This window comes from Martinezella paranaensis, assembly GCF_014200235.1.
Lineage (GTDB): Bacteria > Pseudomonadota > Alphaproteobacteria > Rhizobiales > Rhizobiaceae > Rhizobium > Rhizobium paranaense.
In genome coordinates this window covers 434479-454607 of the sequence record NZ_JACHBI010000001.1, presented here as the reverse complement: position 1 = coordinate 454607, position 20129 = coordinate 434479, and the positions used below count along the sequence as shown (strand labels likewise).

The 20129-nt window shown below is 59.8% G+C and carries 23 protein-coding genes and 1 pseudogene; 10 read left to right on the top strand and 14 right to left on the bottom strand.

Annotated features, from left to right (window positions below; translation table 11 throughout):
* Window position 1: 1 nt before the first annotated feature.
* Genes GGD50_RS02250 through GGD50_RS02240 form a run of 3 tightly spaced genes read right to left on the bottom strand, consistent with a single transcriptional unit; the run spans window position 2 to window position 3170 of the window.
* Window positions 2-379, bottom strand: a complete 378-nt coding sequence (locus GGD50_RS02250; protein WP_183937669.1) for a Na+/H+ antiporter subunit C — start codon at window positions 377-379, stop codon at window positions 2-4.
* Window positions 379-798, bottom strand: a complete 420-nt coding sequence (locus GGD50_RS02245) for a Na(+)/H(+) antiporter subunit B (RefSeq protein ID WP_183937601.1) — start codon at window positions 796-798, stop codon at window positions 379-381. Before GGD50_RS02245 ends, GGD50_RS02250 begins: the two co-directional genes overlap by 1 nt.
* The gene (locus tag GGD50_RS02240) at window positions 795-3170 is read right to left on the bottom strand and encodes a putative monovalent cation/H+ antiporter subunit A (protein ID WP_183937599.1); all 2376 of its coding nucleotides are present in this window, start codon (window positions 3168-3170) and stop codon (window positions 795-797) included. The genes GGD50_RS02245 and GGD50_RS02240 overlap by 4 nt, the downstream gene beginning before the upstream one ends.
* Window positions 3171-3396: 226 nt before the next feature.
* Here GGD50_RS02240 and msrB point away from each other — a divergent pair, with 226 nt between their 5' ends.
* A complete protein-coding gene (msrB, locus tag GGD50_RS02235; protein ID WP_183937597.1) occupies window positions 3397-3822 on the top strand; it encodes a peptide-methionine (R)-S-oxide reductase MsrB in 426 nt (141 codons plus the stop codon).
* Here msrB and GGD50_RS02230 read toward each other — a convergent pair.
* From GGD50_RS02230 to GGD50_RS02220, 3 genes are all read right to left on the bottom strand, one after another.
* Window positions 3819-3971, bottom strand: a complete 153-nt coding sequence (locus GGD50_RS02230; protein WP_183937595.1) for a hypothetical protein — start codon at window positions 3969-3971, stop codon at window positions 3819-3821. The two genes, msrB and GGD50_RS02230, sit on opposite strands and share 4 nt — an antisense overlap.
* An 81-nt stretch (window positions 3972-4052) precedes the next feature.
* Window positions 4053-4484: a YybH family protein gene (locus GGD50_RS02225; RefSeq protein ID WP_183937593.1), complete on the bottom strand. Its 432-nt coding sequence runs from the start codon at window positions 4482-4484 to the stop codon at window positions 4053-4055.
* Between the two features lie 104 nt (window positions 4485-4588).
* Window positions 4589-5095: a GNAT family N-acetyltransferase gene (locus GGD50_RS02220; RefSeq protein WP_107107489.1), complete on the bottom strand. Its 507-nt coding sequence runs from the start codon at window positions 5093-5095 to the stop codon at window positions 4589-4591.
* Window positions 5096-5300: 205 nt separating this feature from the next.
* On the opposite strand from GGD50_RS02220, the gene GGD50_RS02215 reads away from it, so the two are divergent.
* Complete coding sequence (locus GGD50_RS02215) at window positions 5301-5816, top strand: hypothetical protein (RefSeq protein ID WP_107107488.1); 516 nt, start codon at window positions 5301-5303, stop codon at window positions 5814-5816.
* On the opposite strand, the gene trhA is transcribed toward GGD50_RS02215, so the two are convergent.
* Window positions 5791-6459 (bottom strand): PAQR family membrane homeostasis protein TrhA, encoded by a 669-nt coding sequence (trhA, locus tag GGD50_RS02210; protein ID WP_107107487.1) that lies wholly within the window; start codon window positions 6457-6459, stop codon window positions 5791-5793. The genes GGD50_RS02215 and trhA overlap by 26 nt on opposite strands.
* 319 nt (window positions 6460-6778) lie before the next feature.
* Between trhA and GGD50_RS02205 the strand changes: the two genes are divergently transcribed.
* The gene (locus GGD50_RS02205; protein WP_107107486.1) at window positions 6779-7645 is read left to right on the top strand and encodes a VOC family protein; all 867 of its coding nucleotides are present in this window, start codon (window positions 6779-6781) and stop codon (window positions 7643-7645) included.
* A gap of 100 nt (window positions 7646-7745) precedes the next feature.
* Window positions 7746-8918, top strand: coding sequence for an AI-2E family transporter (locus GGD50_RS02200; RefSeq protein WP_107107485.1), 1173 nt, complete (start codon window positions 7746-7748; stop codon window positions 8916-8918).
* Window positions 8919-8952: 34 nt separating this feature from the next.
* Here GGD50_RS02200 and GGD50_RS02195 read toward each other — a convergent pair whose 3' ends face one another.
* Window positions 8953-9747 (bottom strand): polysaccharide deacetylase family protein, encoded by a 795-nt coding sequence (locus GGD50_RS02195; RefSeq protein ID WP_107107507.1) that lies wholly within the window; start codon window positions 9745-9747, stop codon window positions 8953-8955.
* 273 nt (window positions 9748-10020) lie between these two features.
* Between GGD50_RS02195 and GGD50_RS02190 the strand changes: the two genes are divergently transcribed.
* Together GGD50_RS02190 and GGD50_RS02185 are read left to right on the top strand one after the other, a co-directional pair.
* A complete protein-coding gene (locus tag GGD50_RS02190) occupies window positions 10021-10932 on the top strand; it encodes a DnaJ C-terminal domain-containing protein (protein WP_107107484.1) in 912 nt (303 codons plus the stop codon).
* A gap of 3 nt (window positions 10933-10935) precedes the next feature.
* Window positions 10936-11268 carry a chaperone modulator CbpM gene (locus GGD50_RS02185; protein ID WP_107107483.1) on the top strand — a complete coding sequence of 111 codons (333 nt, stop codon included), beginning with the start codon at window positions 10936-10938 and terminating at the stop codon, window positions 11266-11268.
* A 5-nt stretch (window positions 11269-11273) separates the two neighbouring features.
* Here GGD50_RS02185 and GGD50_RS02180 read toward each other — a convergent pair whose 3' ends face one another.
* A complete protein-coding gene (locus GGD50_RS02180; RefSeq protein WP_107107482.1) occupies window positions 11274-11663 on the bottom strand; it encodes a DUF930 domain-containing protein in 390 nt (129 codons plus the stop codon).
* 283 nt (window positions 11664-11946) lie between these two features.
* Between GGD50_RS02180 and GGD50_RS02175 the strand changes: the two genes are divergently transcribed.
* Together GGD50_RS02175 and GGD50_RS02170 are read left to right on the top strand one after the other, a co-directional pair.
* Window positions 11947-14040 (top strand): S9 family peptidase, encoded by a 2094-nt coding sequence (locus GGD50_RS02175; protein WP_107107481.1) that lies wholly within the window; start codon window positions 11947-11949, stop codon window positions 14038-14040.
* Window positions 14041-14064: 24 nt separating this feature from the next.
* On the top strand, window positions 14065-14586 hold the full coding sequence (locus tag GGD50_RS02170; RefSeq protein WP_107107480.1) for a DUF1697 domain-containing protein: 522 nt from the start codon (window positions 14065-14067) through the stop codon (window positions 14584-14586).
* Here the strand turns inward: GGD50_RS02170 and GGD50_RS02165 are convergent.
* A complete protein-coding gene (locus GGD50_RS02165) occupies window positions 14583-14894 on the bottom strand; it encodes a type II toxin-antitoxin system RelE/ParE family toxin (RefSeq protein ID WP_107107479.1) in 312 nt (103 codons plus the stop codon). The genes GGD50_RS02170 and GGD50_RS02165 overlap by 4 nt on opposite strands.
* 4 nt (window positions 14895-14898) lie before the next feature.
* Window positions 14899-15159, bottom strand: coding sequence for a type II toxin-antitoxin system ParD family antitoxin (locus GGD50_RS02160; RefSeq protein WP_107107506.1), 261 nt, complete (start codon window positions 15157-15159; stop codon window positions 14899-14901).
* 95 nt (window positions 15160-15254) lie between these two features.
* Between GGD50_RS02160 and GGD50_RS02155 the strand changes: the two genes are divergently transcribed.
* Window positions 15255-16763 carry a protein adenylyltransferase SelO gene (locus GGD50_RS02155; RefSeq protein WP_107107478.1) on the top strand — a complete coding sequence of 503 codons (1509 nt, stop codon included), beginning with the start codon at window positions 15255-15257 and terminating at the stop codon, window positions 16761-16763.
* Between the two features lie 73 nt (window positions 16764-16836).
* Window positions 16837-17367, top strand: a complete 531-nt coding sequence (locus GGD50_RS02150) for a hypothetical protein (RefSeq protein WP_107107477.1) — start codon at window positions 16837-16839, stop codon at window positions 17365-17367.
* Window positions 17368-17457: 90 nt separating this feature from the next.
* Here GGD50_RS02150 and bla read toward each other — a convergent pair whose 3' ends face one another.
* The 3 genes and pseudogenes from bla to dmeR form a co-directional block, all read right to left on the bottom strand.
* Window positions 17458-18474 (bottom strand): class A beta-lactamase, encoded by a 1017-nt coding sequence (gene bla / locus GGD50_RS02145; protein ID WP_107107476.1) that lies wholly within the window; start codon window positions 18472-18474, stop codon window positions 17458-17460.
* 85 nt (window positions 18475-18559) lie between these two features.
* A pseudogene (gene dmeF, locus GGD50_RS02140) lies at window positions 18560-19509 on the bottom strand (CDF family Co(II)/Ni(II) efflux transporter DmeF).
* Window positions 19510-19546: 37 nt separating this feature from the next.
* Window positions 19547-19819, bottom strand: coding sequence for a Ni(II)/Co(II)-sensing transcriptional repressor DmeR (gene dmeR / locus GGD50_RS02135; protein WP_107107475.1), 273 nt, complete (start codon window positions 19817-19819; stop codon window positions 19547-19549).
* Window positions 19820-20129 lie beyond the last annotated feature (310 nt).

The following is a 20129-nucleotide window of genomic DNA, read 5'->3' as shown; positions in this document are numbered from 1 at the left end:
GTCAATATCCCAAGGGCGGCAACGGCCGCTCTTTCGGTTCTGCCAGCCGCATCTCGCCGGTATTGTCGGTCTTCAGGTCTTGATAGGCCCGATAGGTCAGCACCAGCAGGAAGGCGAAGAAGGAAAACGATATGACGATTGCCGTCAGGATAAGCGCCTGCGGCAGTGGGTTGGCGGCGCTCGTACTGAGCGTGTCGGCGCCGGCCGGAATGATCGGCGGCACCTCGGGCGTCACCCGGCCGGCGGTGAAAAGCAGCAGGTTGACGGCGTTTCCGAGGATTGCGATGCCCAGCATGATGCGGATCGAAAACTTCGACATCATCAGATAGATCGCGGCGGCGAAGAACAGGCTGACGAGCGTCGCAAAGACCACCTCCATCATTCCACCTCCCGCTCTTCGAGCGCCAGCGCGATCGAGGTGATGGCGCCCACAACGACCAGATAGACGCCGGCATCGAACAGCATGACGCTTGAAAGCGGCACCTCGACGCCGAAGAGATGCGGATAGATCCAGAGCCCGGTCATGAAGGGCACTCTGGAGAAGACCGACAACAAGCCGGCAACCGTCGAGGCCAGTAGGCCAAAACCGGCAATCGTCAGCGGATGGAAGATGATGGCCCGGCGTACCGCCGCCACACCGCAGGCAATGCCATAGATCGCCAGCGCAGACGCCGCGATCAGCCCACCGATGAAACCGCCGCCGGGCTCATTGTGGCCGCGCAGCAGCACGAAGATCGAGAAGAGCAGCATCAAGGCGGTCAGGAACGGCGCGGCAGTCCGGAAGATGACAGTGTTCATGGGCGCTCGGCCTCCATCGTCCCTTTCACATCGGTGTCGGTGGCCGCAAGCTTGCGCTGACCGCCGGCGCGGATGCGGATCAGCGCCAAGATGGCGAGGCCGGTGATGGTGACGACGGCGATCTCGCCGAGCGTATCCGTACCGCGGAAGTCGACGATGATCACGTTGACGACGTTGGTGCCATGGGCGATCAGCTTGGAATAATGGTTGAAGAACGCCGTCAGCGTCAGGTCGAAGGGCGCCTGCGTGGCCTTCAGGAGCAGCAATCCGAAACCGAGGCCACAGGCGATGGCAAGCGCTCCATGAAACAGCATCTGCAGTGGCGAGCGGCGGTCGGCGGGCGACAAGCGGAGCCGCGTCATCACCAGCGCTAGGATGACGACGGAGAGAGTCTCGACCATGAACTGCGTGAAGGACAGATCCGGCGCACCGAAGAGCAGGAAGATGACAGCGACGGCAAAACCTTGAATGCCGAGCGAAACGATCGCCGTCAGCCGGTCGCGAGCCACGACGACGGCGGCAAGGCCGATGACGGCGATCAGGAAAATCGCCGCCTCATGCCACTGCATGTCTGGCCATGAGGGCATAACTGGCAGCTCGCCATAGAGCACCAGCGGCATCAGCAGCATGGCGGCAAGGCAGAGGAAGGTGACGGTGACGTAGATCTCCAACCGGCCGGGCTGCAGAAAACGGGAGACGGCATACGATAGGCGCACCAGCCCCGAGATGAGGCCATCGAAACCGCGATCCGGTCCCGGCCCGAGCTTGTGCAGCACCGCCGTCATCAGAAGGCGGGCGCGACCGAACTTCCAATAGACGAAGGTGCCGATCAATATCGTCAAGGTGGACAGCGCCAAAGGTAGGCCAAGGTGCGGAACGACCGAGATCGATATCTCCATGGCCTTGCCGCCGACCGCACTTGCCATAGGCGAGGATATGTAAGCGTGCCAAAAACTCGAGGCTATCGCGGCGGCTATACCCAGAATAGCGAGCAGAACCGGGCCGAGCCAGAGCAGCGGCGGCGCCTCATGGGGATGTTTCGGCGTCTCGACACGCGCGCCGATGAATGGTGTCAGCGCCACGGCGAAGGCGATGGCGAACATCAGGGCGTTACCGGCAATCGTAACAATTGTCAGGGCGATCGGCCAAGAAGAGGATTGGGCCAGTGCATCATAGATCTCCTCTTTCGCGAGGAAGCCGATGGCGGGCGGCAAGCCGCCCATCGAAATTGCTGAGGCCAGCGCCGCTACAAAGGTCAAGGGCATGGCGTGGCGCAGGCCGCCAAGATGAGTGATGTCGCGCGTGCCAGTCTCATGATCGACGATGCCGGCGACCATGAACAGCGCGCCTTTGAACAGTGAATGCGCCACCAGATAGAGCACAGCCGCCTCGACCGCATGATCGGAGTCGAAGCCTATAAGCAACACAAGCAGTCCGAGCGAGGAGACGGTGGTATAGGCAAGCTTCAGCTTCAGATCGGTCTGGCGAATGGCAAGCAGCGTCCCGGCCATCAATGTCATGCCACCGAAGACCGGCAGGATCGTCTCCCAGGCCGCGGTGCCGCCCATTGCCGGGTTGAGCCGCATCAAGAGATAGACGCCGGCCTTCACCATCGTCGCAGAATGCAGATAGGCCGACACGGGCGTCGGCGCCTCCATGGCGTTCGGCAGCCAGAAATGGAAGGGAAATTGCGCGGACTTGGTGAAGGCGCCGCCGAGCACCAGGATCAATACGGCGATATAAAACGGACTTTCGCGCAGCGCGCCGCCGGTCCTCAACAGACCGGACATGTCAGCAGCGCCGGTGATCTGCCAGATCAACAACAGGCCCGCGAGCAGCAGCAGCCCTCCCCCGCCGGTAACGACCAGTGCCTGCAAGGCACCGCGCCGTGCCGCCTCACGCTGATGATCGAACCCGATCAACAGGAAGGAGGTGATAGAGGTCAGCTCCCAAAAGACGAACAGCGTCAGGAAACTGTCCGACACGACGAGCCCGAGCATCGACCCCATGAACAGGAAGATGAAGGAGAAGAAGCGGCCTTGGTCTACATGCCCCTTCAGATAGCCGCCGGCATAAAGCACGATCAGCGCTCCAATGCCGGTGATCAGCAGCGCGAATGTCAGCGACAGCCCGTCGAGCAGCCAGGAGAAGCGCAAACCGAGGCTTGGCACCCAATCCAAGCCTTCCTGGACATTATGACCAGCCGCGATGTCGGGAAGAAAGCTCGCGAAATACAGAAAGGCGAGTGCGGGAAAAACCGCCAGCGGCCAGGCTGCATTATGGCCGAGATAGCGGACAGCGGCGGGCGCGATGATCGCGCCGAGAAAGGGCAGACACAAAGCCAGGAATGTCAGGCCGGTGACACTGGCCATGTCTTCTCCCTGCTGAACAATCGCGGAATCCGGTAAAGCCGAAAGTCTTCATTGGGATAGGCTAAAGGCCGAATTGCCTCAAGCCCCGCGCGAGAAAACCGCGCGGTAAACCACCGGAATCATCTTTGGCAGCACGGCCGGAGAGTTGAAGAAGCGGCGGGGCTGCGCCACATTGCGCCGACGGGGCTCGCCCAATAGATTGGGCGATGGGAAAGGGATGTCACTCATGTCTGCTACGATGACAGGGCCTAAAATCGAGAAGACCGATGCCGAATGGCGGGAACAATTGACGCCGGAGCAATATCGCATCACGCGGCAGCACGGCACGGAACGCGCCTTTACAGGCCCCTATTGGGACTCGTTCGAAACCGGCCTTTATCGCTGCGTTTGTTGCAACACACCGCTTTTCCGCTCCGACACGAAATTCGATGCAGGCTGCGGCTGGCCAAGCTATTTCGAACCGGCTTCACCCACGGCAGTCAAGGAATATCGCGACGAATCTCACGGTATGGTGCGCACCGAAATCCGCTGCGGCGCCTGCGACGCCCATCTCGGCCACGTCTTCCCCGACGGCCCGCCGCCAACCGGACTGCGCTATTGCATCAACGGTCACGCCATGGTGTTCGAGGCGGGGAACTACGCAGCACGTTAGCTGCCGTGAAAAACGCCTACGCTAAATCCCGGCACAAGCGTCGATTGCTGTCGTTCGATGATCTCTTCCATGGCGAGGCGGCCGAGCAACGGCGCCAAGATGACGCCGGGATGAGCGACGGCAATATAGACGCCGTCAACGCCAGGCAAAAAACCAAGTCTCGGAAACCCATCGGCGAAGACCGGGCGATAGCCGACAACCGCCTGCTTCAGCCGGGTCCGGCAACCCTTTTACTCTCCGACTATGGACGCCGGCGGGCGGGCTGAGGTGATCGGATCGGCGTGACGAAGGACGATCCTCCACGCGCCTTCTTCCCGCCGGAATATGGTGGTGACCCGAAGCGCGATCGGCACCAGTTTGTCGCCACCACCGACCTTGGATCGGAACCGCTCGACCTCAATGATGTACCCCAAGTCCGCCGTCGCGTACTCGGAGAGGCGCTCAAAGCCGGTGGCCTCGCCGTCCCGGTAATTGGTTGCAGCCCGTTCCATGGTCGCGGCGGCCTTTTCCCACCCCTTCGCCGGCGGCCCGAACGGATTGGCGATAATGACGTCATCCCGTCGCGAGTAGAGATCTTTCAGAGGTTCAGGATCGCCCTTCACGAAAGCATCTAAAGCCAGATGATCCTGCTCGATAAAATTCGTTAAGTCAGAGGCCAACATCTTAGTGCCCTCAGATGATCGGAAACAGAACTTTATCCGAAAAGTCGGCCCTCCGCTCGCGCTGTCTCACTTCCCAGTCGGCCAACCGTTAATGAGTTCACGCCTTAGACCGTTATGCGCAGTTCCATGCAGGTCAGATCCAGCCAGCGACCGAACTTGGTGCCGACTTCTGAAAACTGACCAACGATGCGGAAGCCAAGCTTTTCATGCAGGCGGATGGAGGTGGCGTTGCCGGTCTCGATGGCGGCGATCATGACGTGGACATTGCCGGTAGCCGCACGGGCGACGAGTTCGCGCAGCAGGCCTTCACCGATCCCGAGGCCGCGATGATCCTTGTCCACATAGATGGAATTTTCGACCGTGTGGCGATAACCGTCAAAGGCACGCCAATCACCATAGGAGGCATAGCCGGCGACCTTGCCGTCCTTCTCCGCAACGACGACCGGAAAGCCCTTCGCCTTGCGCGCCTTGAGCCATTCAATCCGATTGTCGACGTCGACCAGCGTGTCATTCCAGATCGCCGTCGTGTGCAAGACCGCGTCGTTGTAGATCTCACAAATCGCAGGCAGATCAGCCTCGGTGGCATCGCGAAGCAGCACGGCTTGGTCCATAATCACATCGTCCAATTGTTCTAAGATACCGATGCGGCATACTCCGCGATATTGACGAAGTAAATCTGCCATTCCTGCATGGCTCGCAATGAAACCGTAACGAATTGAAGCTATTTTCTAATCATTCCTAGAATCACTATGGAATTTCTGCTGAAAAATGCGCTATTCATAGCTGGTTTGCAGATCCCGCCTCCCGGAAACCGCAATGCTCGCGCGCCTGATCGCCCTCCTGCTCTTTTCCGCCGCGCCGGCGTTGGCCACCGACTGGTGGTCCTACGACAATGCGCGGTTCGGCTATACGATTGAACTGCCGCCGGAATTCCGCCTTTCGGCCCGTTCGGACAATGGCGATGGCATGACCTTGGCGCCGACCGATCAGTCGGCGCGGCTGCTTGTTTTCGGCACCAATATCCTCGATGGCGACTTCTCGACCGAAGCGAATACCCGCATCGCACTCGCCAAGAATGATGGCTGGCAGATCTCCTATACGAAATCGACCTCGCACGGCATCAGCTTCTCAGGCACCAAACAGGGCCGCATCGTCTATGTACGCGGCGTCGCTCTCTGCAATGGCGCCGCGGCCTTCTTCCAGATGGATTATCCCAAGACGGACATGCAGCGCTTTGACGCCGTCGTCATGCGCCTGGTGCGCAGCCTGCATTCGACGATAAAGTGCGCGACAACGACACAGATCGTCAAAAATTTTCCGGTGACAGGCTGAAACAGGTCAGCACCGCCGAATAATGCACGGCGGCGGCGGCAAGCACGAAGCCGTGCCAGATGGCGTTCTGGAAACGCAACTTCTCCCAGACGTGGAAAATCACGCCCAGCGAATAGATGACGCCGCCGATGATGATCAGCAGCATCGACGCGAATGGTATGTGCAGGGCAACGGGTCTCGCCACCAGCACGCCGCTCCAGCCCATGGCGAGATAGAGCAGGATAGCCAGCCGGTCATACCGCCCCGGAAAAACACATTTCAGCATGATGCCGAGTCCGGCGAAAACCCAGATGGCAATCAGCATGGCAAACAGCAAAGGATCGTCGGCGCCACGCTGCAGGAACGGCGTATAGGTGGCGGCGATCAGGACGAAGATGGCGGAATGATCGAAACGTCGCAGGACCCACTTCGTCTGCGACACCGGCCACACATTGTAGGCGAAGGACATCGCCAGGGTCAGAACGAGGCCGACGCCATAGATCCAGGCCGCGGCAATCTCGCCGTAGGAACTCCATACCGTCGCATAGAAGATCAACACGGTCGAGCCGATCAAAGCCAAGACCACGCCGATCCCGTTGACGATGCTGTCAACGATCACTTCATATCGGTCATAGGCCCAACGGATCCCTCTGAATTCGGGCATGCGTGCTCCCATTGGTCGCGCTAACGTTGATCGTCTCACCTCGGGCGGATGGAGACAACTGGGTGGAATGCGCATATAGGTAAATCTTCGTGAATGGCGAGAGGACCATCACGCGGCTGTCAACGGACAGCGAACGCTCAATCCGCAATTTCTGATCTTCTGTGAACAATCAGAATCCGCCATATCTAGCTCAAGTACAGCGGGCCAGAGATTCTGAAGAGGCACATCAACCGGCGAAAGCTCTGAGGCCTGCCATTGGCGGCGTTTTCGTCGCCGCACCGGTTGCTCTCCTGCAAAACATTGAGGTTGGAATACCCGCATGACCGAAACCGCTCCCTCCTATGCACTGACGCGCCCCGCCTATGTCGGCCAGTCGCATCTTGTCGTCACCGACCTGGCGCTGGTGTCGCGCTTTTATCAGAACATGCTGGGCCTGAAGGTCATTGAAAAGACAGCCAGCGGCGAGGTGCTGGGCGTTGCCGGTCAGCCGCTTTTGACTCTGACGACCGATCGCGCGGCTAAACGAGCGCCGCAAACGGCCGCAGGCCTTTTCCATACCGCCTTCCTGATGCCCGATCGCGTCGAGCTTGCCCGTTGGCTGCGCCACGCGGCGCATAATGGCGTCGCCCTCGAAGGCGCCTCCGACCATATCGTCAGCGAGGCAATCTACCTTTCCGATCCCGAGGGCAACGGCATCGAGATCTATGCAGACCGGCCGCACGAGCAGTGGAAATTCCACAGCGACGGCACAGTCGAAATGGCAACGCTGCGCCTCGATTTGCAGAAACTTTACGAAAGCGCACCGCAGGATCGCTGGGACGGGATGGCCGAGGGTTCGGCGATCGGCCATATCCATTTGCAGGTCGGCGACGTCGCGGAAGCGAATGCCTTCTATCGCGATGTGCTGGGAATGCAGGTAATGGCGGCGCGCTATCCCGGCGCGACCTTCCTCGCAACCGGCGGCTATCACCATCATCTCGGCGCCAATACCTGGAACAGCCGCGGCGCCGGCGTCCGGTCCGAAGATATGACCGGCCTTTCCGACTACACGTTGCGTTTCAACGACAAGGACGCGCTCGACAAGGCCGTCGCCGCACTCGATCTGCATCAGATCAAGACGGAAAAGCGTGACGGCGGCGTTTCGCTGCGTGATCCCTGGGGCATCGGGCTGAATTTGATCGCCTGACCCCCTGTCCCGAAGCCTACCGAAAGGCCCGTTCTGGAACCAGGACGGGCCTTTCGCGTTTGCGTATCGAGGCAATGGGTTTCGCGCGACGGGTTCGGGGATGGATATCGCCAACGGCATACGCAAACAGGCGCGCAGACTTGCGGCGGCAAGCGAAGGGCGTTCCAGCGCCTGGGTGGATGCGTTACGGGCGGACACCGAACAGTTGGACAAAGCCTCATCAGAAAGACCCGTTCAGAAGGATGGGCTCGATGTCGCCGCGGCCTGGGCGGTTATCGGCATCTTCCTCGTCTTGGCGCTTGCCGGCGTCTATATGATGTCGATCATCCTCATTCCTGTGACGCTGGCCGTGGTCGTCGGCATGATCCTGGGGCTGGCTGCGGAAAGACTGAGCAAGCTTGGCGTGCCGCGCATCCTTAACGCCGTTCTGCTGTCATCGGCGGTGGCGCTGGTCATCTTCCTGATCATCAATTCGCTCGCCGGGCCTATGGCGACGCTTGCCCAGGAAGGGCCTGACTTTTTCCAACGCACCGTCGATCGGCTGATGCCCTATCTCGAACGGATCAAGTGGTTACACATCACGCCGCAGACCTTTGAAAGCGGGCCGATGTCGATCAATGTGCTGCTCGAAAACAGCGCCAACGTCCTGCACATCCTCGCCAATAGCCTGACGCCCGCCATCGTCCAGGGCCTGCTGTTTTTTGCGGCGCTGCTGCTGTTCCTTGCCGGCCGCATCAGCCTGCGCAAGACGATCATCTTGACCTTCTCCACCAGAACATCGCGGCTGGCGGCAATCCGCATCATCAATGCGGTCGAGCAAGTGCTCGGCTTCTACTTTGCGACGGCCGCGCTGATCTATGCCGGCCTCGGCGTCGTGATGACGATCATTGCCTATGTCGGCGGCATGAGCGCGCCGGTTCTCTGGGGCATCTTCGCCTTTCTCTCCAGCTTCGTCCCGTTCGTCGGCATCACGACGGTAACGATCGCGCTGGCGATCGCCGGCATCATCACCCATGACGATATCATCTTCGGTCTCGCCCCGGCCGTCGCCTTCTTCTCCGTCCATCTCACCGTGGAAAATCTGGTTTTCCCGGCAGTCATGGGTCGGCAATGGGAACTCAATCCATTCATCGTTTTCCTGGCGATTATCTTCTGGACCTGGATGTGGGGTGCTGTCGGCGCGATGCTCGCGCTGCCGCTGTCGCTGATCGTCATGACCGTGGTCAACGAGTTGTTCTTGGACGAAAAGGTGCAGCCGCAATTACCGGAGTGACCGCGTCAGCGATCGGCGCTGAGACCGAACCGCCTCAGTTCGTCGTATCGTCATCCCCCTGCTCGGGAATATCCTGTAGGCGAACGAACTGCACGCCCTTGGCCTTCAGCGCCAGGATGCTCGCGGCGACACCTTCACCGGCGGCATGGGTCGGCTGGTTGATATGCGAGATTATGACGTCGCCGTCCTTGGCAGAGGCATATTGTTTTTCCACCATCTTGGCCGGCAGCAGCGAGCCGCTGTCGCCATTCACGGAATAGCCGGCAATGCGATAGCCCATGCCGCGAATCTGAGCGATGGCCGAGAGGCTATATTTTGCCGTCGCGCCTCGGAACCAATGCGGCTGAGGAATGCCGGCGGCGATCATGGCATCGGCACCGCCTTTGACCTCCTGCGCGACCGCCTGCGGCGAACCGGCAGCGGGAATGCCATAGACCGCCATTGGGATATCGACCGCGGGAATGTGGTTCTGGCCGTGATCTTCAAGTTCGAAAATGTCGGGATGAGCGAGGAAGACGGCAAGCGTTTCGGGGTTGCTGCGCAGCCAGCGAGCGGTAACGAAGATCGTCGCCGGGATATGGTGATCGACCAATGTGCTGAGAATGCGCGGATCGGTCTTGCCCATGCAGGCGTCGAAGGTCAGGGCTATGCGCGGTGCGCCCTTACCGGCGCGATTGACGTGCAGATGGGGCTCGACCAACTTGACGTTCGAAGCCGCTGCCTTCGGCGGAAGTTGCGGCCAGACGACCGGCTTCGCCGTGGGCTCGGCGGCAAAAGCGGCCGGAACAGCGGCGAGCAGGAATGCAGACGTCAGCAGAAAACGGTTCATCAGGCAGCCACCGGTCGGATCGAATGAAATGAAGTCTGTTCGGAAAAGGTGCATGATTGCCACAAGCTCCTTGACGCTGTGCCCGCCATCGTCCGGCAAGGCGACGGAAATATGGCGGCTTGCCCATAACACCGCCCATTCCCCATCACAAATGCGGCAACGGCCATTCTGCCGCAATCGCCGGCACGACATGCCATCATTTATGCTACGATTGATACCACGCCTGCCTATCACTATCTGCGTATTTTCCTGTGCTCCCAAAGGGAAACATTCATGAGCCGTGATCCCTACGATATTCTGGGCGTAAAGCGGGACGCCCCGCAAAAAGACATTCAAAGCGCCTATCGCAAGCTTGCGAAAAAGCTGCATCCCGATCTGAACCCCGGCGACAAACAGGCCGAGGATAAATTCAAGGAAGTCTCCGCGGCCTACGGCATCCTCGGCGACGAGGAGAAGCGCGTGCGCTTCGACCGCGGCGAGATCGACAACACCGGCGCGGAGAAGCCGCCACGCAGCTATTATCGCGACTACGCGGCGAACGAAGGCCAGCGCGGCCCCTATCGCAACACGGGTGGTTTCGCCGATTTCGGGGATACCGACGATATACTTTCCAGCTTCTTCTCACGTCGCAGCCGAGGCCAATCCGGAATGCAGGGTCAGGATCGCCACTATTCCATGGAGGTCGACTTTCTCGACGCCATCAACGGCACGAAAAAGCAGATCAATCTGCCGGACGGACCGGCGCTCGACGTGCAGATACCGGCGGGAACCCGCGACGGGCAGACGCTGCGCCTCCGCGGCAAGGGCGACCCCGGTTTCGGCGGCGGCGCCTCCGGGGATGCGCTGATAGAGGTGCATGTGCGCCCGCACCGCTTCTTCGTTCGGGACGGCAACGATATTAGATTTGAACTGCCGATTTCGCTTGCGGAGGCGGTGCTCGGCGGCAAAGTCCGCGTGCCCACGCCGTCCGGTCCGGTCACTATTACCCTTCAACCGAACTCCAACACCGGCAAGGTTTTGCGGCTGAAGGGCAAAGGCGTGCCGGTGCATGGCAAGGACAACGGCGATGCCTATGTTTCGTTGAAGATCGTCTTGCCGGACGCGCCGGATGCGGAGCTGACGGCTTTTGTTTCCGAATGGCAGGGCGGCAAGACGCATGATCCCAGAAAGACCATGGGAGGCTGAGCTATGAACGAGAGCGAGTTTCGTTTGCGCCTCGAAATAGACAATACGGTGCTGGAGGTCTGGATTGAACAGGGCTGGCTCGTCCCCGAAACGACCGGTGAAGGCCGGCATTTTCGCGAAGCCGATCTGGCGCGGGGGCAGTTGATCCTAGATCTGGTCAACGCGATGGGCGTCAACGAGCCCGGTGTCGATCTGGTCATGGATCTGGTGGATCAGCTCCATGGGCTCAGGGGGACGCTACGCGACCTGACGGACGCCGTCTGTCATCAGAGTCCCGATGTGCAGGAGCATGTTCTCTCCGAACTCTACCGGCTGGAACGCCAAAGACGGCGCTGACGGCATCAATTGTAGAGATAGTATTTTGGCCAGCTCTCGCGCGGCACTTTCTCGCCGATTTCGTAGCTCAGGCCCCGCACATCGATATGCTGCGGGCCGGTCGTGCACTTATAGGAGAGATGATACCAGTCTCCCTTGCTGCGAAAGACCGCGCCAGGAGCATTCATCGAGTCCGGAGACATATCAGGGTCGCTGAACGTATAGGCGATGACCTTGTCGGGCTTGAAGCCGGCCTTCTCTGTGCTGATTCGTTTCATTGCCTCAGCATCGCAGGTCTGCTCCATCCGCTCGGAAGGATCGAGCTTCTCCAATTCCTTCTTCATGGTCGCATCCACGGCAAAAGCGGACGTCGCGATGGCTGCCAACGGGATGAGAATGGCGATGAATTTCAGCATGAAGACCGATCCCTTGCTTAACTGCGGGCTGGGAAGCGTCTGTTCGACCAGAAAAGCGATAAGGCCGCCTTATTATCGACGCAACATACGCGGACTTCGTTAAAGAATGTGGTCACATCAAGGCAGTCTGGGCGAGCTCTTCTGACTCCATCAGCTAGATCCAAGCTTATTGTCATCCGCTTGCTCGAGGCTTGAGCGGGCAATTGCCGCTTGAACCCCGGCCAAGCGCCCTCTATCTCTTCTTCACCTCATATCCGACTTTGATCCCGGAGAAAGCCTGCTCGTGTCTGCATTCAAGAACCTCCCCACCCCGCCCGCCGCTGCAAAAAAACCAGTCACGGATACGCGCCACGGCATCAGCCGCAGCGACGATTACGCCTGGCTGCGCGCCGACAATTGGCAGGCGATGTTCAAGGACACCAAGATTCTCGATCCGGAAATACGCGCGTATCTGGAGGCCGAGAACGCCTATATGAATGCGGCCATGGCGGATACGAAAGAGCTGCAGAAAGCGCTCTTTGCCGAAATGAAAGGCCGTATCAAGGAAGATGACAGCTCCGTGCCGGTCAAGGACGGGCCTTTTGCCTACGGCACGCTCTATGTCACCGGCGGCGAGCAGCCGCATTACTTCCGCGAGGCGCGCAATGGCGGCGAGCGCAAGCTCCTTTTGAACGGCGATAAGGAAAACGAGGGAAAATCCTATTTCCGCCTCTCCGGCATCGACCATTCCACGGATCATAGCCACGGCATCTGGGGCTATGACGACAAGGGCTCGGAATATTTCACGCTGAAGGTCCGCAATCTGGAAACCGGCGAAGATCTCGCCGACGTGATCGAAAACACCGGCGGCGGCGGTGTCTGGGCGCCCGACGGCAAGAGCTTTTTCTATACACTGCAGGACGAGAACCATCGTCCTTCGAAAATCTTCCATCACGTCGTCGGCACACCGCAATCGGAAGACCGGCTGGTCTATGAAGAGGAGGATTCCGGCTTCTTCATGGGTGTCGGTGGCTCGCTGCTGGATGACTATATTTTCATCGACATCCACGATCACGAGACCAGTGAATACCGCATCATTCCGACCTCGGATCTTATGGCCGAGCCGAAGCTGGTGGCCGCGCGCGACACCGGAATCGAGTATGAAATGGCGGAAGGCGGCGATGTCTTCTACATCCTCACCAATGACGGCGATGCCAAGGATTTCAAGATCATGGAAACGCCGGTCGACAAGCCGGCTAAAGAAAACTGGCGCGATGTCGTGGTCCACAAGCCGGGCACGCTGATCCTCAATCACATGGCCTATGCCCGTCATCTCATCTGGCTGGAACGCAAGGATGGCCTGCCGCGGATCATCGTCCGCGATCGCCGCAGCGGCGAAGAACATGCCATCGCCTTCGATGAGGAAGCCTATTCGCTCGGCCTGCAGGGTGCGGCCGAGTACGACACCGACGTCATTCGCTTCTCCTATTCCTCGATGACGACGCCGAGCCAGCTCTACGACTACAACATGGTGACGCGCGAGCGCACCCTGCTGAAGACGCAGGAAGTTCCGTCAGGCCACAATCCGGACGATTACGTCACCCGCCGCGTTTTCGCCCCCGCCTGGGACGGCGAACATGTGCCGGTGACCCTGCTCTATCGCAAGGATACACCGCTCGACGGCTCCGCGCCTTGCCTGCTCTATGGTTATGGCGCCTACGGCATCACCATTCCCGCCGGCTTCAACACCAATTGCCTATCGCTCGCCGACCGCGGTTTCGTCTATGCCATCGCCCATATCCGCGGCGGCAAGGACAAGGGCTTTGCCTGGTACGAAGACGGCAAGATGGACAAGAAGACCAATACCTTCAAGGACTTCATTGCCGCAGCCGACTATTTGAATCAGGAGAAGTTCACCTCCTACGCTAAGATCATCGCCGAGGGCGGCTCGGCCGGTGGCATGCTGATGGGCGCCATCGCCAACATGGCGCCGGAGAAATTCGCTGGCATTATCGCCGCCGTGCCCTTCGTCGATGTGCTCAACACCATGCTGGACGATACGCTGCCGCTGACGCCGCCGGAATGGCCGGAATGGGGCAATCCGATCGACAGCAAGGAAGAATACGAGCAGATCGCCGCCTACAGCCCCTATGACAATGTCGGCGAGAAGCCCTACCCGCCGATTCTGGCGCTCGGCGGCCTGACCGATCCGCGCGTCACCTATTGGGAGCCGGCGAAGTGGGTTGCCAAGCTGCGTGACAAAACCACTGGCGATGCGCCGATCCTTCTGAAAACCAACATGGATGCCGGCCATGGCGGCGCTTCGGGCCGCTTCCAGCGCCTGGAAGAAATCGCCTTCGAATATGGCTTCGCCATCAAGGTCGCCGGTAAGATCTAGCAAAAACCGCGGGAGGAGGAGCCGATGCCGGTCTATGTTGCCCTGCTGCGTGCCGTCAATGTCGGCGGCACCGGCGCACTGCCGATGGCGGAGCTGAAAGCCGTCTGCGAGGAGATCGGCTTTACCGACGTGAAGACCTATATCCAAAGCGGCAATGTGCTCTTCCGCTCGGACAGAGACGAGGCGGCCGTGCAGAAGGATCTGGAAGCGGCGCTGGCGCGGAAAATGGGTACATCGCCGGGCGTGCTCCTGCGCAGCCGTCAGGAGCTACAGGCCATCGCGGATGGCTCGCCCTTCCCGCATGCCAAACCGAACTATCTGCTCGTCAACTTCCTCCCAGAACCTGCACCGGCCGATGCCCTGGAAAAGCTGGTAGCACCCGGCGGAGAAGAGGTGCATGTCGCGGGTAGAGAAATCTACGTCCATTATCCCGATGGCTCCGGTCGCTCGAAACTGAGGCTGCCAGCACTGAAGGCGGGGACGTCCCGGAATCTCAATACGGTGAGGAAATTGGCGGAGATGGCGCGGGAGATGGAGGCGGGTTAACGATCCGACAAAAGCGTTTCGTAGTCCCGGCTACCGGAAAAGATATTGGTGATCCTCACCCGCTCGCCTTCAACCAAATAAAGAATAACGATACTGCGCTCAAAGACGACCATTCGCAGACTCGCGCCTAGATCCGAGCGAGCAACGCCGCCAAGTGGTACATCACCGATTTTTCCACATTTGTCCCGGATACGCTTGATATAAGCGAGCGCTATCTGCTTGTTTTTGCTTTGGTCCAATACGTATTCATATATCGACCGGAGATCAGCTTTAGCCGTTTCACGAAATACGACAGAATATCGCTTCATGCGTTTACTGCTGTTCCGCAGCCAGTGACTCGATCCAATCGTCTATATCTTGCAAACTCAGATCGGGCCTCGGATCATCCAGAGATGCCTTGACCTTCTGCCGGATCGCCGCGATCCGTTCCTGGTATTCCTCTTCCTCCCGCAACCACACGCGGACAGCAGCACGCAGCACCTCGCTGGTCGAGGCGTAAGCTCCGGCATCGACGCGGCTCTTGATGGCGGCGACCATTTCACTGGGGAGCGAGATGCTCAGTTTCTCGTTCATGGCGAACTCCTCGTGCTCGGTAGGATAAAGTAGGATCATTTCCTACTTCAAGCAAGCGCCTTGCGCCGCCTCCCCACCAGCCCTACCTTAGGTGCATGAGCTCTTCTCCCCATGACAATTCGGTGCTTCAGGCACCGTCGGCCCTGTTTGACAACAGCTATGCGCGCCTGCCGCCGCAATTTTTCGCGGAGCAGGCACCGACGCCGGTCGCAGGACCGCGGTTGATCAAGTTCAACGTGGCGCTAGCCGGCGAACTCGGGCTCGATGCCGAGGCGCTGGAACGGGACGGCGCGGCGATCTTCTCGGGCAACAGGCTCCTGCCGGGGTCCGAGCCGATCGCGATGGCCTATGCCGGTCACCAGTTCGGCGGTTTCGTGCCGCAGCTCGGGGATGGCCGGGCGATCCTGCTTGGTGAAGTCATCGACCGTTACGGCAGGCGCCGCGATATCCAGCTCAAGGGCGCGGGACCGACGCGCTTCTCACGGCGCGGCGACGGGCGGGCGGCAATCGGGCCGGTTCTGCGCGAATATATCGTCAGCGAAGCCATGCATGCGCTCGGCATTCCGACGACACGGGCACTGGCGGCGGTTGCCACCGGCGAACCCGTCTATCGTGAGAGAGTGCTGCCCGGTGCGGTCTTCACCCGCGTCGCGGCAAGCCATATCCGCGTCGGCACCTTCCAGTTCTTCGCCGCCCGCGGCGATACCGACAGTGTGCGCATCCTCGCCGACTATGTCATCGACCGGCATTATCCGGAGATCAAGGACCGGCAAAATCGCTATCTGGCGCTGTTGGAGGCCGTTTCCGAACGGCAGGCTGCGTTGATTGCGCGCTGGCTGCATGTCGGCTTCATCCATGGCGTGATGAATACCGACAATATGACCATTTCCGGCGAGACGATCGACTATGGTCCTTGCGCCTTCATGGACAGCTATAATCCGGCAACCGTCTTTTCTTCGATCGATCAGCAGGGCCGTTACGCCTATGCCAACCAGCCCGGCATCGGCCAATGGAACATTGCCCGGCTCGGTGAAACGCTGCTGTCGTTGATCGATCCGTCGGTGGACGCGGCCGTCGATCTGGCAAATGCGGTGCTCAAGGCCTATGGCGAGCGCTTCCAAACCCCTTGGCTTGCTGGGATGTGCGCCAAGATCGGCCTTGCAGCCGAGGAAGAAGGCGATCTCGACCTGATCCAGGCGCTGCTGGCGCTGATGCAACAGCAGGAGGCGGATTTCACCCTGACGTTCCGGCGGCTTGCAGCGCTTGCCGAGAGCGAGGACAACGAAACGGCTTTTGCCGCCAGCTTCAAGGACCCGGAATCGACCCAACCGTGGCTGACGCGCTGGCGCGAGCGGCTGAGCCGCGATCCGCAAGCACCGAACGAACGAGCACGGGCGATGCGGACCGTGAACCCGGCATTCATTCCACGCAACCATCGAATCGAACAGGCGATCGAAGCTGCGATCGAGGACGGGGATTTTTCACTGTTCGAGGCGCTGCTGACGGTGCTTGCAAGGCCCTATGAGGACCAACCGGCCTTCGCGCCCTATGCCGAACCGCCGCAACCGGCAGAGCGGGTGCTGCAAACCTTCTGCGGAACGTAAGAGAGCCTTAGTACACAAGCCCCGGACACGTTTGCCGAGTCATCGTCGCGCCAACCCACAGGGAGACATGACGATGAAAGTTCATCATAGCACCCAGAGCCTTTTCAGCAGCCCGATAAAGAGCCAGCAGGATACGGATTCTGACGACAGCACGCCGTTCATGCTGCCCGACGACAGCGACGAGCAGCAGACGCAGACACCTTCGGTCACATCCAGCGGCGTCCCCTCCTCCATCTCCTCCGGCTTCTGGCTCAACCAAACCGGTCAGACAGCCCCGTCGACATCGGATGTCGACGCCGATAAGAGCGACGGCGCGGCTCCGAGCATCAACGGTTCGGATTCGTCGAGCGATTCTTCCAGTCAGGATATTGCGGACGAGTTCTCCAAGTGGGCCCACATGACGCCTGCGGAAAAGATCCGCGCTCGATATCTGGAACAGCACCATTTGACGGAGGAGTCCCTCCGCGCGTTGCCAGCCGACCAGCAGAAGGCAATCAACGATGAGATCGCCAAACAAGTGAAGCAGCAACTCGGCATCGATAATAAGTCCGGCGGCGACAGCGATGAAACGGATAGTGCCGCTGCAGCCTTATCCATCGCTTGAGCTTCCTCGAAACGACATCAAGGCGATGCGATCCTGATTCACGTCGAGATCGTATCGCCTTGATTTTATTAATCACATTTCAAGATGCGACTATTTTAACCCCACCATGCCCGCAATGATCTTTCCGACTTCGGCGAAGACGGCCTCGATGTCCTTTGCGGGTGCGGTTGCCTCGCCGACATAGGTGGTGACGAGGATCGGACCGCGATCGGTGGGCCAGATGACGGCGACGTCGGCGTAGGAGCCGTTCTGACCGGTACCGGTCTTGTCGCCAACCTTCCATTCCTTCGGCAGGCCGGCGCGCAGGCGGGCATTGCCGGTGGTGTTATTGACCAGCCAATTCGACAATTGATCGCGCGAGGTTTCGGACAGCGTATTGCCGAGCGTCAGAAGTCCGATCGTATCCAGCATGGAATCCGGCGTCGTCGTGTCGCGCGGGTCGTCCTTGATCGCCTGGTTGACGTCAGGCTCCTTGCGGTCGAGTCGGGTTTCCGTGTCGCCGGTCGTACGCAGCCATGCGGTCAGCGCCGCTGGACCGCCGAAACTGTCGAGCAGCAGATTGCCGGCGGTGTTGTCGCTCAACATGATTGCCGCACCGCAGAGTTCGGCGATCGTCATGCCGTCGGTGCCGGCATGCTTTTCTGTCTCGGGCGAATAGGTAACGACAACATCCTTGCCATAAGTGACGCGGCGGTCGAGCTTCTCTACGCCCTGATCGACACGGGCAAGCACGAAACCGACCGCAAGCGCCTTATAGGTGCTGCACAAGGCAAACCGCTCCGCTTCGCGATAGCCGAGCGAAATATTGGTTTCCGTATCCAGCACGGAAACACCGAGGCGACCGCCCGTCTTCTTTTCCAGATCCGCCAACTGCTTGTCGGCATCGTCGGTGAACTGAGAATTGTCGGGACCTTGGTTGTCTTCCATGTCCTGATCGTCGGGTGCCGTGGAATTATCCTGGGTATCGGACGGCGCAGGAGCAGTCGCGTTGGGGCTCTTGTTGGCGCTGGCATCCTGCGCAAACAGGGTTTCAGGCCCCAATGTCAGAACGGGGAAAAGCAGCACCGAGCCTGCCAAGAGGCGGCGACGAGTAAGCGGTGTGGGCATACGGAAGCCTCCAGCGGAATCAGCCGAATTCTGAGCTAAGCGAGGAATATGGCAAGCCTCTGACGCGCCGAGCTTCCATCAGACGTTATGCTGCTTTTTTGACCTTGACTTCAACGGTGACGTGCGACAGTTCGTGGATAGCGGCCAGCCGTGCCTTGTAGAAGGCAGGATCGCGCGGCTCCGGCGTTACCACAGCGACGATCGCCGCATGATGGCCGGGGCCGACCTGCCACACATGCAGATCGGTGATGCGGTCGGCGTCCGTTTCGATGACCTCCCGGATCTCCTCCGGCAGGTCTTCACCCTGCGGGATGAAGTCGAGCAGGACTGCGCCCGAGGAACGCAATAGGCTCAAGGACCATTGCAGGATCACCAGTCCGCCGACAATGCCCATCAGCGGATCGAGGAAAGTCCAGCCGAAGCGGCTGCCGAGCAGGAGGGCGACAATGGCCAGAACCGAGGTCATGGCGTCGGCGATGACGTGGACATAGGCAGAGCGGAGATTGTTGTCCTTGCCGCCATGATCGTGGTCGTGATGATGATCATGGCCATGCGTGTGGGAATGCCCGTGATGGTGGTCGTGATCGTCGCGTAGCAGCCAGGCGCTGACGAGATTGACGAGCAGGCCGACGATGGCAATGGCGATCGCCTCGCGAAAATTGATCGCCACCGGATTCTGCAATCGCACGAGGCTTTCCCAAGCCATCAACAACGCGATCATGGCGAGGACGATGGCGCTGGCGAAGCCGGCGAGATCGCCGAGCTTGCCGGTGCCGAAGGTGAAGCGCGCATTGTGGGCATGGCGACGGGCATAGAGATAGGCCAATGCGGAAATCAGCATGGACTGGCATGCGTCGACATGTGCCAGCCATCGGCAACCAATGCCATCGAGCCGTATAGCGTGCCGGCACCGATTTCGACCACCATCATCACCGTCGTCAGCGCAATGACCAGCCAGATGCGGCGTTCGTTGCGGCGGTGGTCGGAGCCCAGGAATACGTGGCTATGCGTCAACGCATCCGAAGAAGTACTCATGACATCAGTCTCCTGTTGGATTGCCCAAAGCCTCTGATCAGCGCAGATAGGTCTTCAGCACATCGGATATTTCATCGACCGCCTGGCGGCGGGCCGACTCGCTTTCGGCGTGGAGCACATGTTCCTGCAGATGGTCTTCCAATATCTCGCCGGTCAGCCCCGTCAGGGCGCCGCGAATGGATGCCAGGAGCTGCAAAATCTCTCCACAAGGCCGCTCAGCCTCCAACGCCCTCTCCACCGCTTCCAACTGCCCTTTGAGGCGGCGGACGCGGGAAAGAAGTTTGGCTTGCTCTTGGATGGTATGGGACATGACGGCCTCATTTATAGTATAGGGGGGTATACTATATTTATTGCCAGAAGAAAACCCGCCCTCGGCGATGCCCGGGTGCGATAGGCTGACGTGTGCCCATGGTGATCTTGTCGGATAATGCTCCGCAGGAGGGAGAGCATCGACTCACCCCATTGACAAATCCGACATTCCAGCTCATCTATGCGCCCATGATCACGCACGCGCTCCACAATCGCTCGTATTTTTGGCTGTACCTGTAAGGGGCGGCCGGGACAGATCATATTGTCAACAAGCCGCCGTCAGGCGGCTTTGTTGTATCGGCAGCGTCCTG

What these genes read in the sequence shown, in the direction of transcription:
- GGD50_RS02250 (WP_183937669.1), bottom strand. Translation starts at nt 379, where the DNA reads ATGGAGGTGGTCTTTGCGACGCTCGTCAGCCTGTTCTTCGCCGCCGCG.
- GGD50_RS02245 (WP_183937601.1), bottom strand. Translation starts at nt 798, where the DNA reads ATGAACACTGTCATCTTCCGGACTGCCGCGCCGTTCCTGACCGCCTTG.
- GGD50_RS02240 (WP_183937599.1), bottom strand. Translation starts at nt 3,170, where the DNA reads ATGGCCAGTGTCACCGGCCTGACATTCCTGGCTTTGTGTCTGCCCTTT.
- msrB (WP_183937597.1), top strand. Translation starts at nt 3,397, where the DNA reads ATGTCTGCTACGATGACAGGGCCTAAAATCGAGAAGACCGATGCCGAA.
- GGD50_RS02225 (WP_183937593.1), bottom strand. Translation starts at nt 4,484, where the DNA reads ATGTTGGCCTCTGACTTAACGAATTTTATCGAGCAGGATCATCTGGCT.
- GGD50_RS02220 (WP_107107489.1), bottom strand. Translation starts at nt 5,095, where the DNA reads ATGGACCAAGCCGTGCTGCTTCGCGATGCCACCGAGGCTGATCTGCCT.
- GGD50_RS02215 (WP_107107488.1), top strand. Translation starts at nt 5,301, where the DNA reads ATGCTCGCGCGCCTGATCGCCCTCCTGCTCTTTTCCGCCGCGCCGGCG.
- trhA (WP_107107487.1), bottom strand. Translation starts at nt 6,459, where the DNA reads ATGCCCGAATTCAGAGGGATCCGTTGGGCCTATGACCGATATGAAGTG.
- GGD50_RS02205 (WP_107107486.1), top strand. Translation starts at nt 6,779, where the DNA reads ATGACCGAAACCGCTCCCTCCTATGCACTGACGCGCCCCGCCTATGTC.
- GGD50_RS02200 (WP_107107485.1), top strand. Translation starts at nt 7,746, where the DNA reads ATGGATATCGCCAACGGCATACGCAAACAGGCGCGCAGACTTGCGGCG.
- GGD50_RS02195 (WP_107107507.1), bottom strand. Translation starts at nt 9,747, where the DNA reads ATGAACCGTTTTCTGCTGACGTCTGCATTCCTGCTCGCCGCTGTTCCG.
- GGD50_RS02190 (WP_107107484.1), top strand. Translation starts at nt 10,021, where the DNA reads ATGAGCCGTGATCCCTACGATATTCTGGGCGTAAAGCGGGACGCCCCG.
- GGD50_RS02185 (WP_107107483.1), top strand. Translation starts at nt 10,936, where the DNA reads ATGAACGAGAGCGAGTTTCGTTTGCGCCTCGAAATAGACAATACGGTG.
- GGD50_RS02180 (WP_107107482.1), bottom strand. Translation starts at nt 11,663, where the DNA reads ATGCTGAAATTCATCGCCATTCTCATCCCGTTGGCAGCCATCGCGACG.
- GGD50_RS02170 (WP_107107480.1), top strand. Translation starts at nt 14,065, where the DNA reads ATGCCGGTCTATGTTGCCCTGCTGCGTGCCGTCAATGTCGGCGGCACC.
- GGD50_RS02165 (WP_107107479.1), bottom strand. Translation starts at nt 14,894, where the DNA reads ATGAAGCGATATTCTGTCGTATTTCGTGAAACGGCTAAAGCTGATCTC.
- GGD50_RS02160 (WP_107107506.1), bottom strand. Translation starts at nt 15,159, where the DNA reads ATGAACGAGAAACTGAGCATCTCGCTCCCCAGTGAAATGGTCGCCGCC.
- GGD50_RS02155 (WP_107107478.1), top strand. Translation starts at nt 15,255, where the DNA reads ATGAGCTCTTCTCCCCATGACAATTCGGTGCTTCAGGCACCGTCGGCC.
- GGD50_RS02150 (WP_107107477.1), top strand. Translation starts at nt 16,837, where the DNA reads ATGAAAGTTCATCATAGCACCCAGAGCCTTTTCAGCAGCCCGATAAAG.
- bla (WP_107107476.1), bottom strand. Translation starts at nt 18,474, where the DNA reads ATGCCCACACCGCTTACTCGTCGCCGCCTCTTGGCAGGCTCGGTGCTG.
- dmeR (WP_107107475.1), bottom strand. Translation starts at nt 19,819, where the DNA reads ATGTCCCATACCATCCAAGAGCAAGCCAAACTTCTTTCCCGCGTCCGC.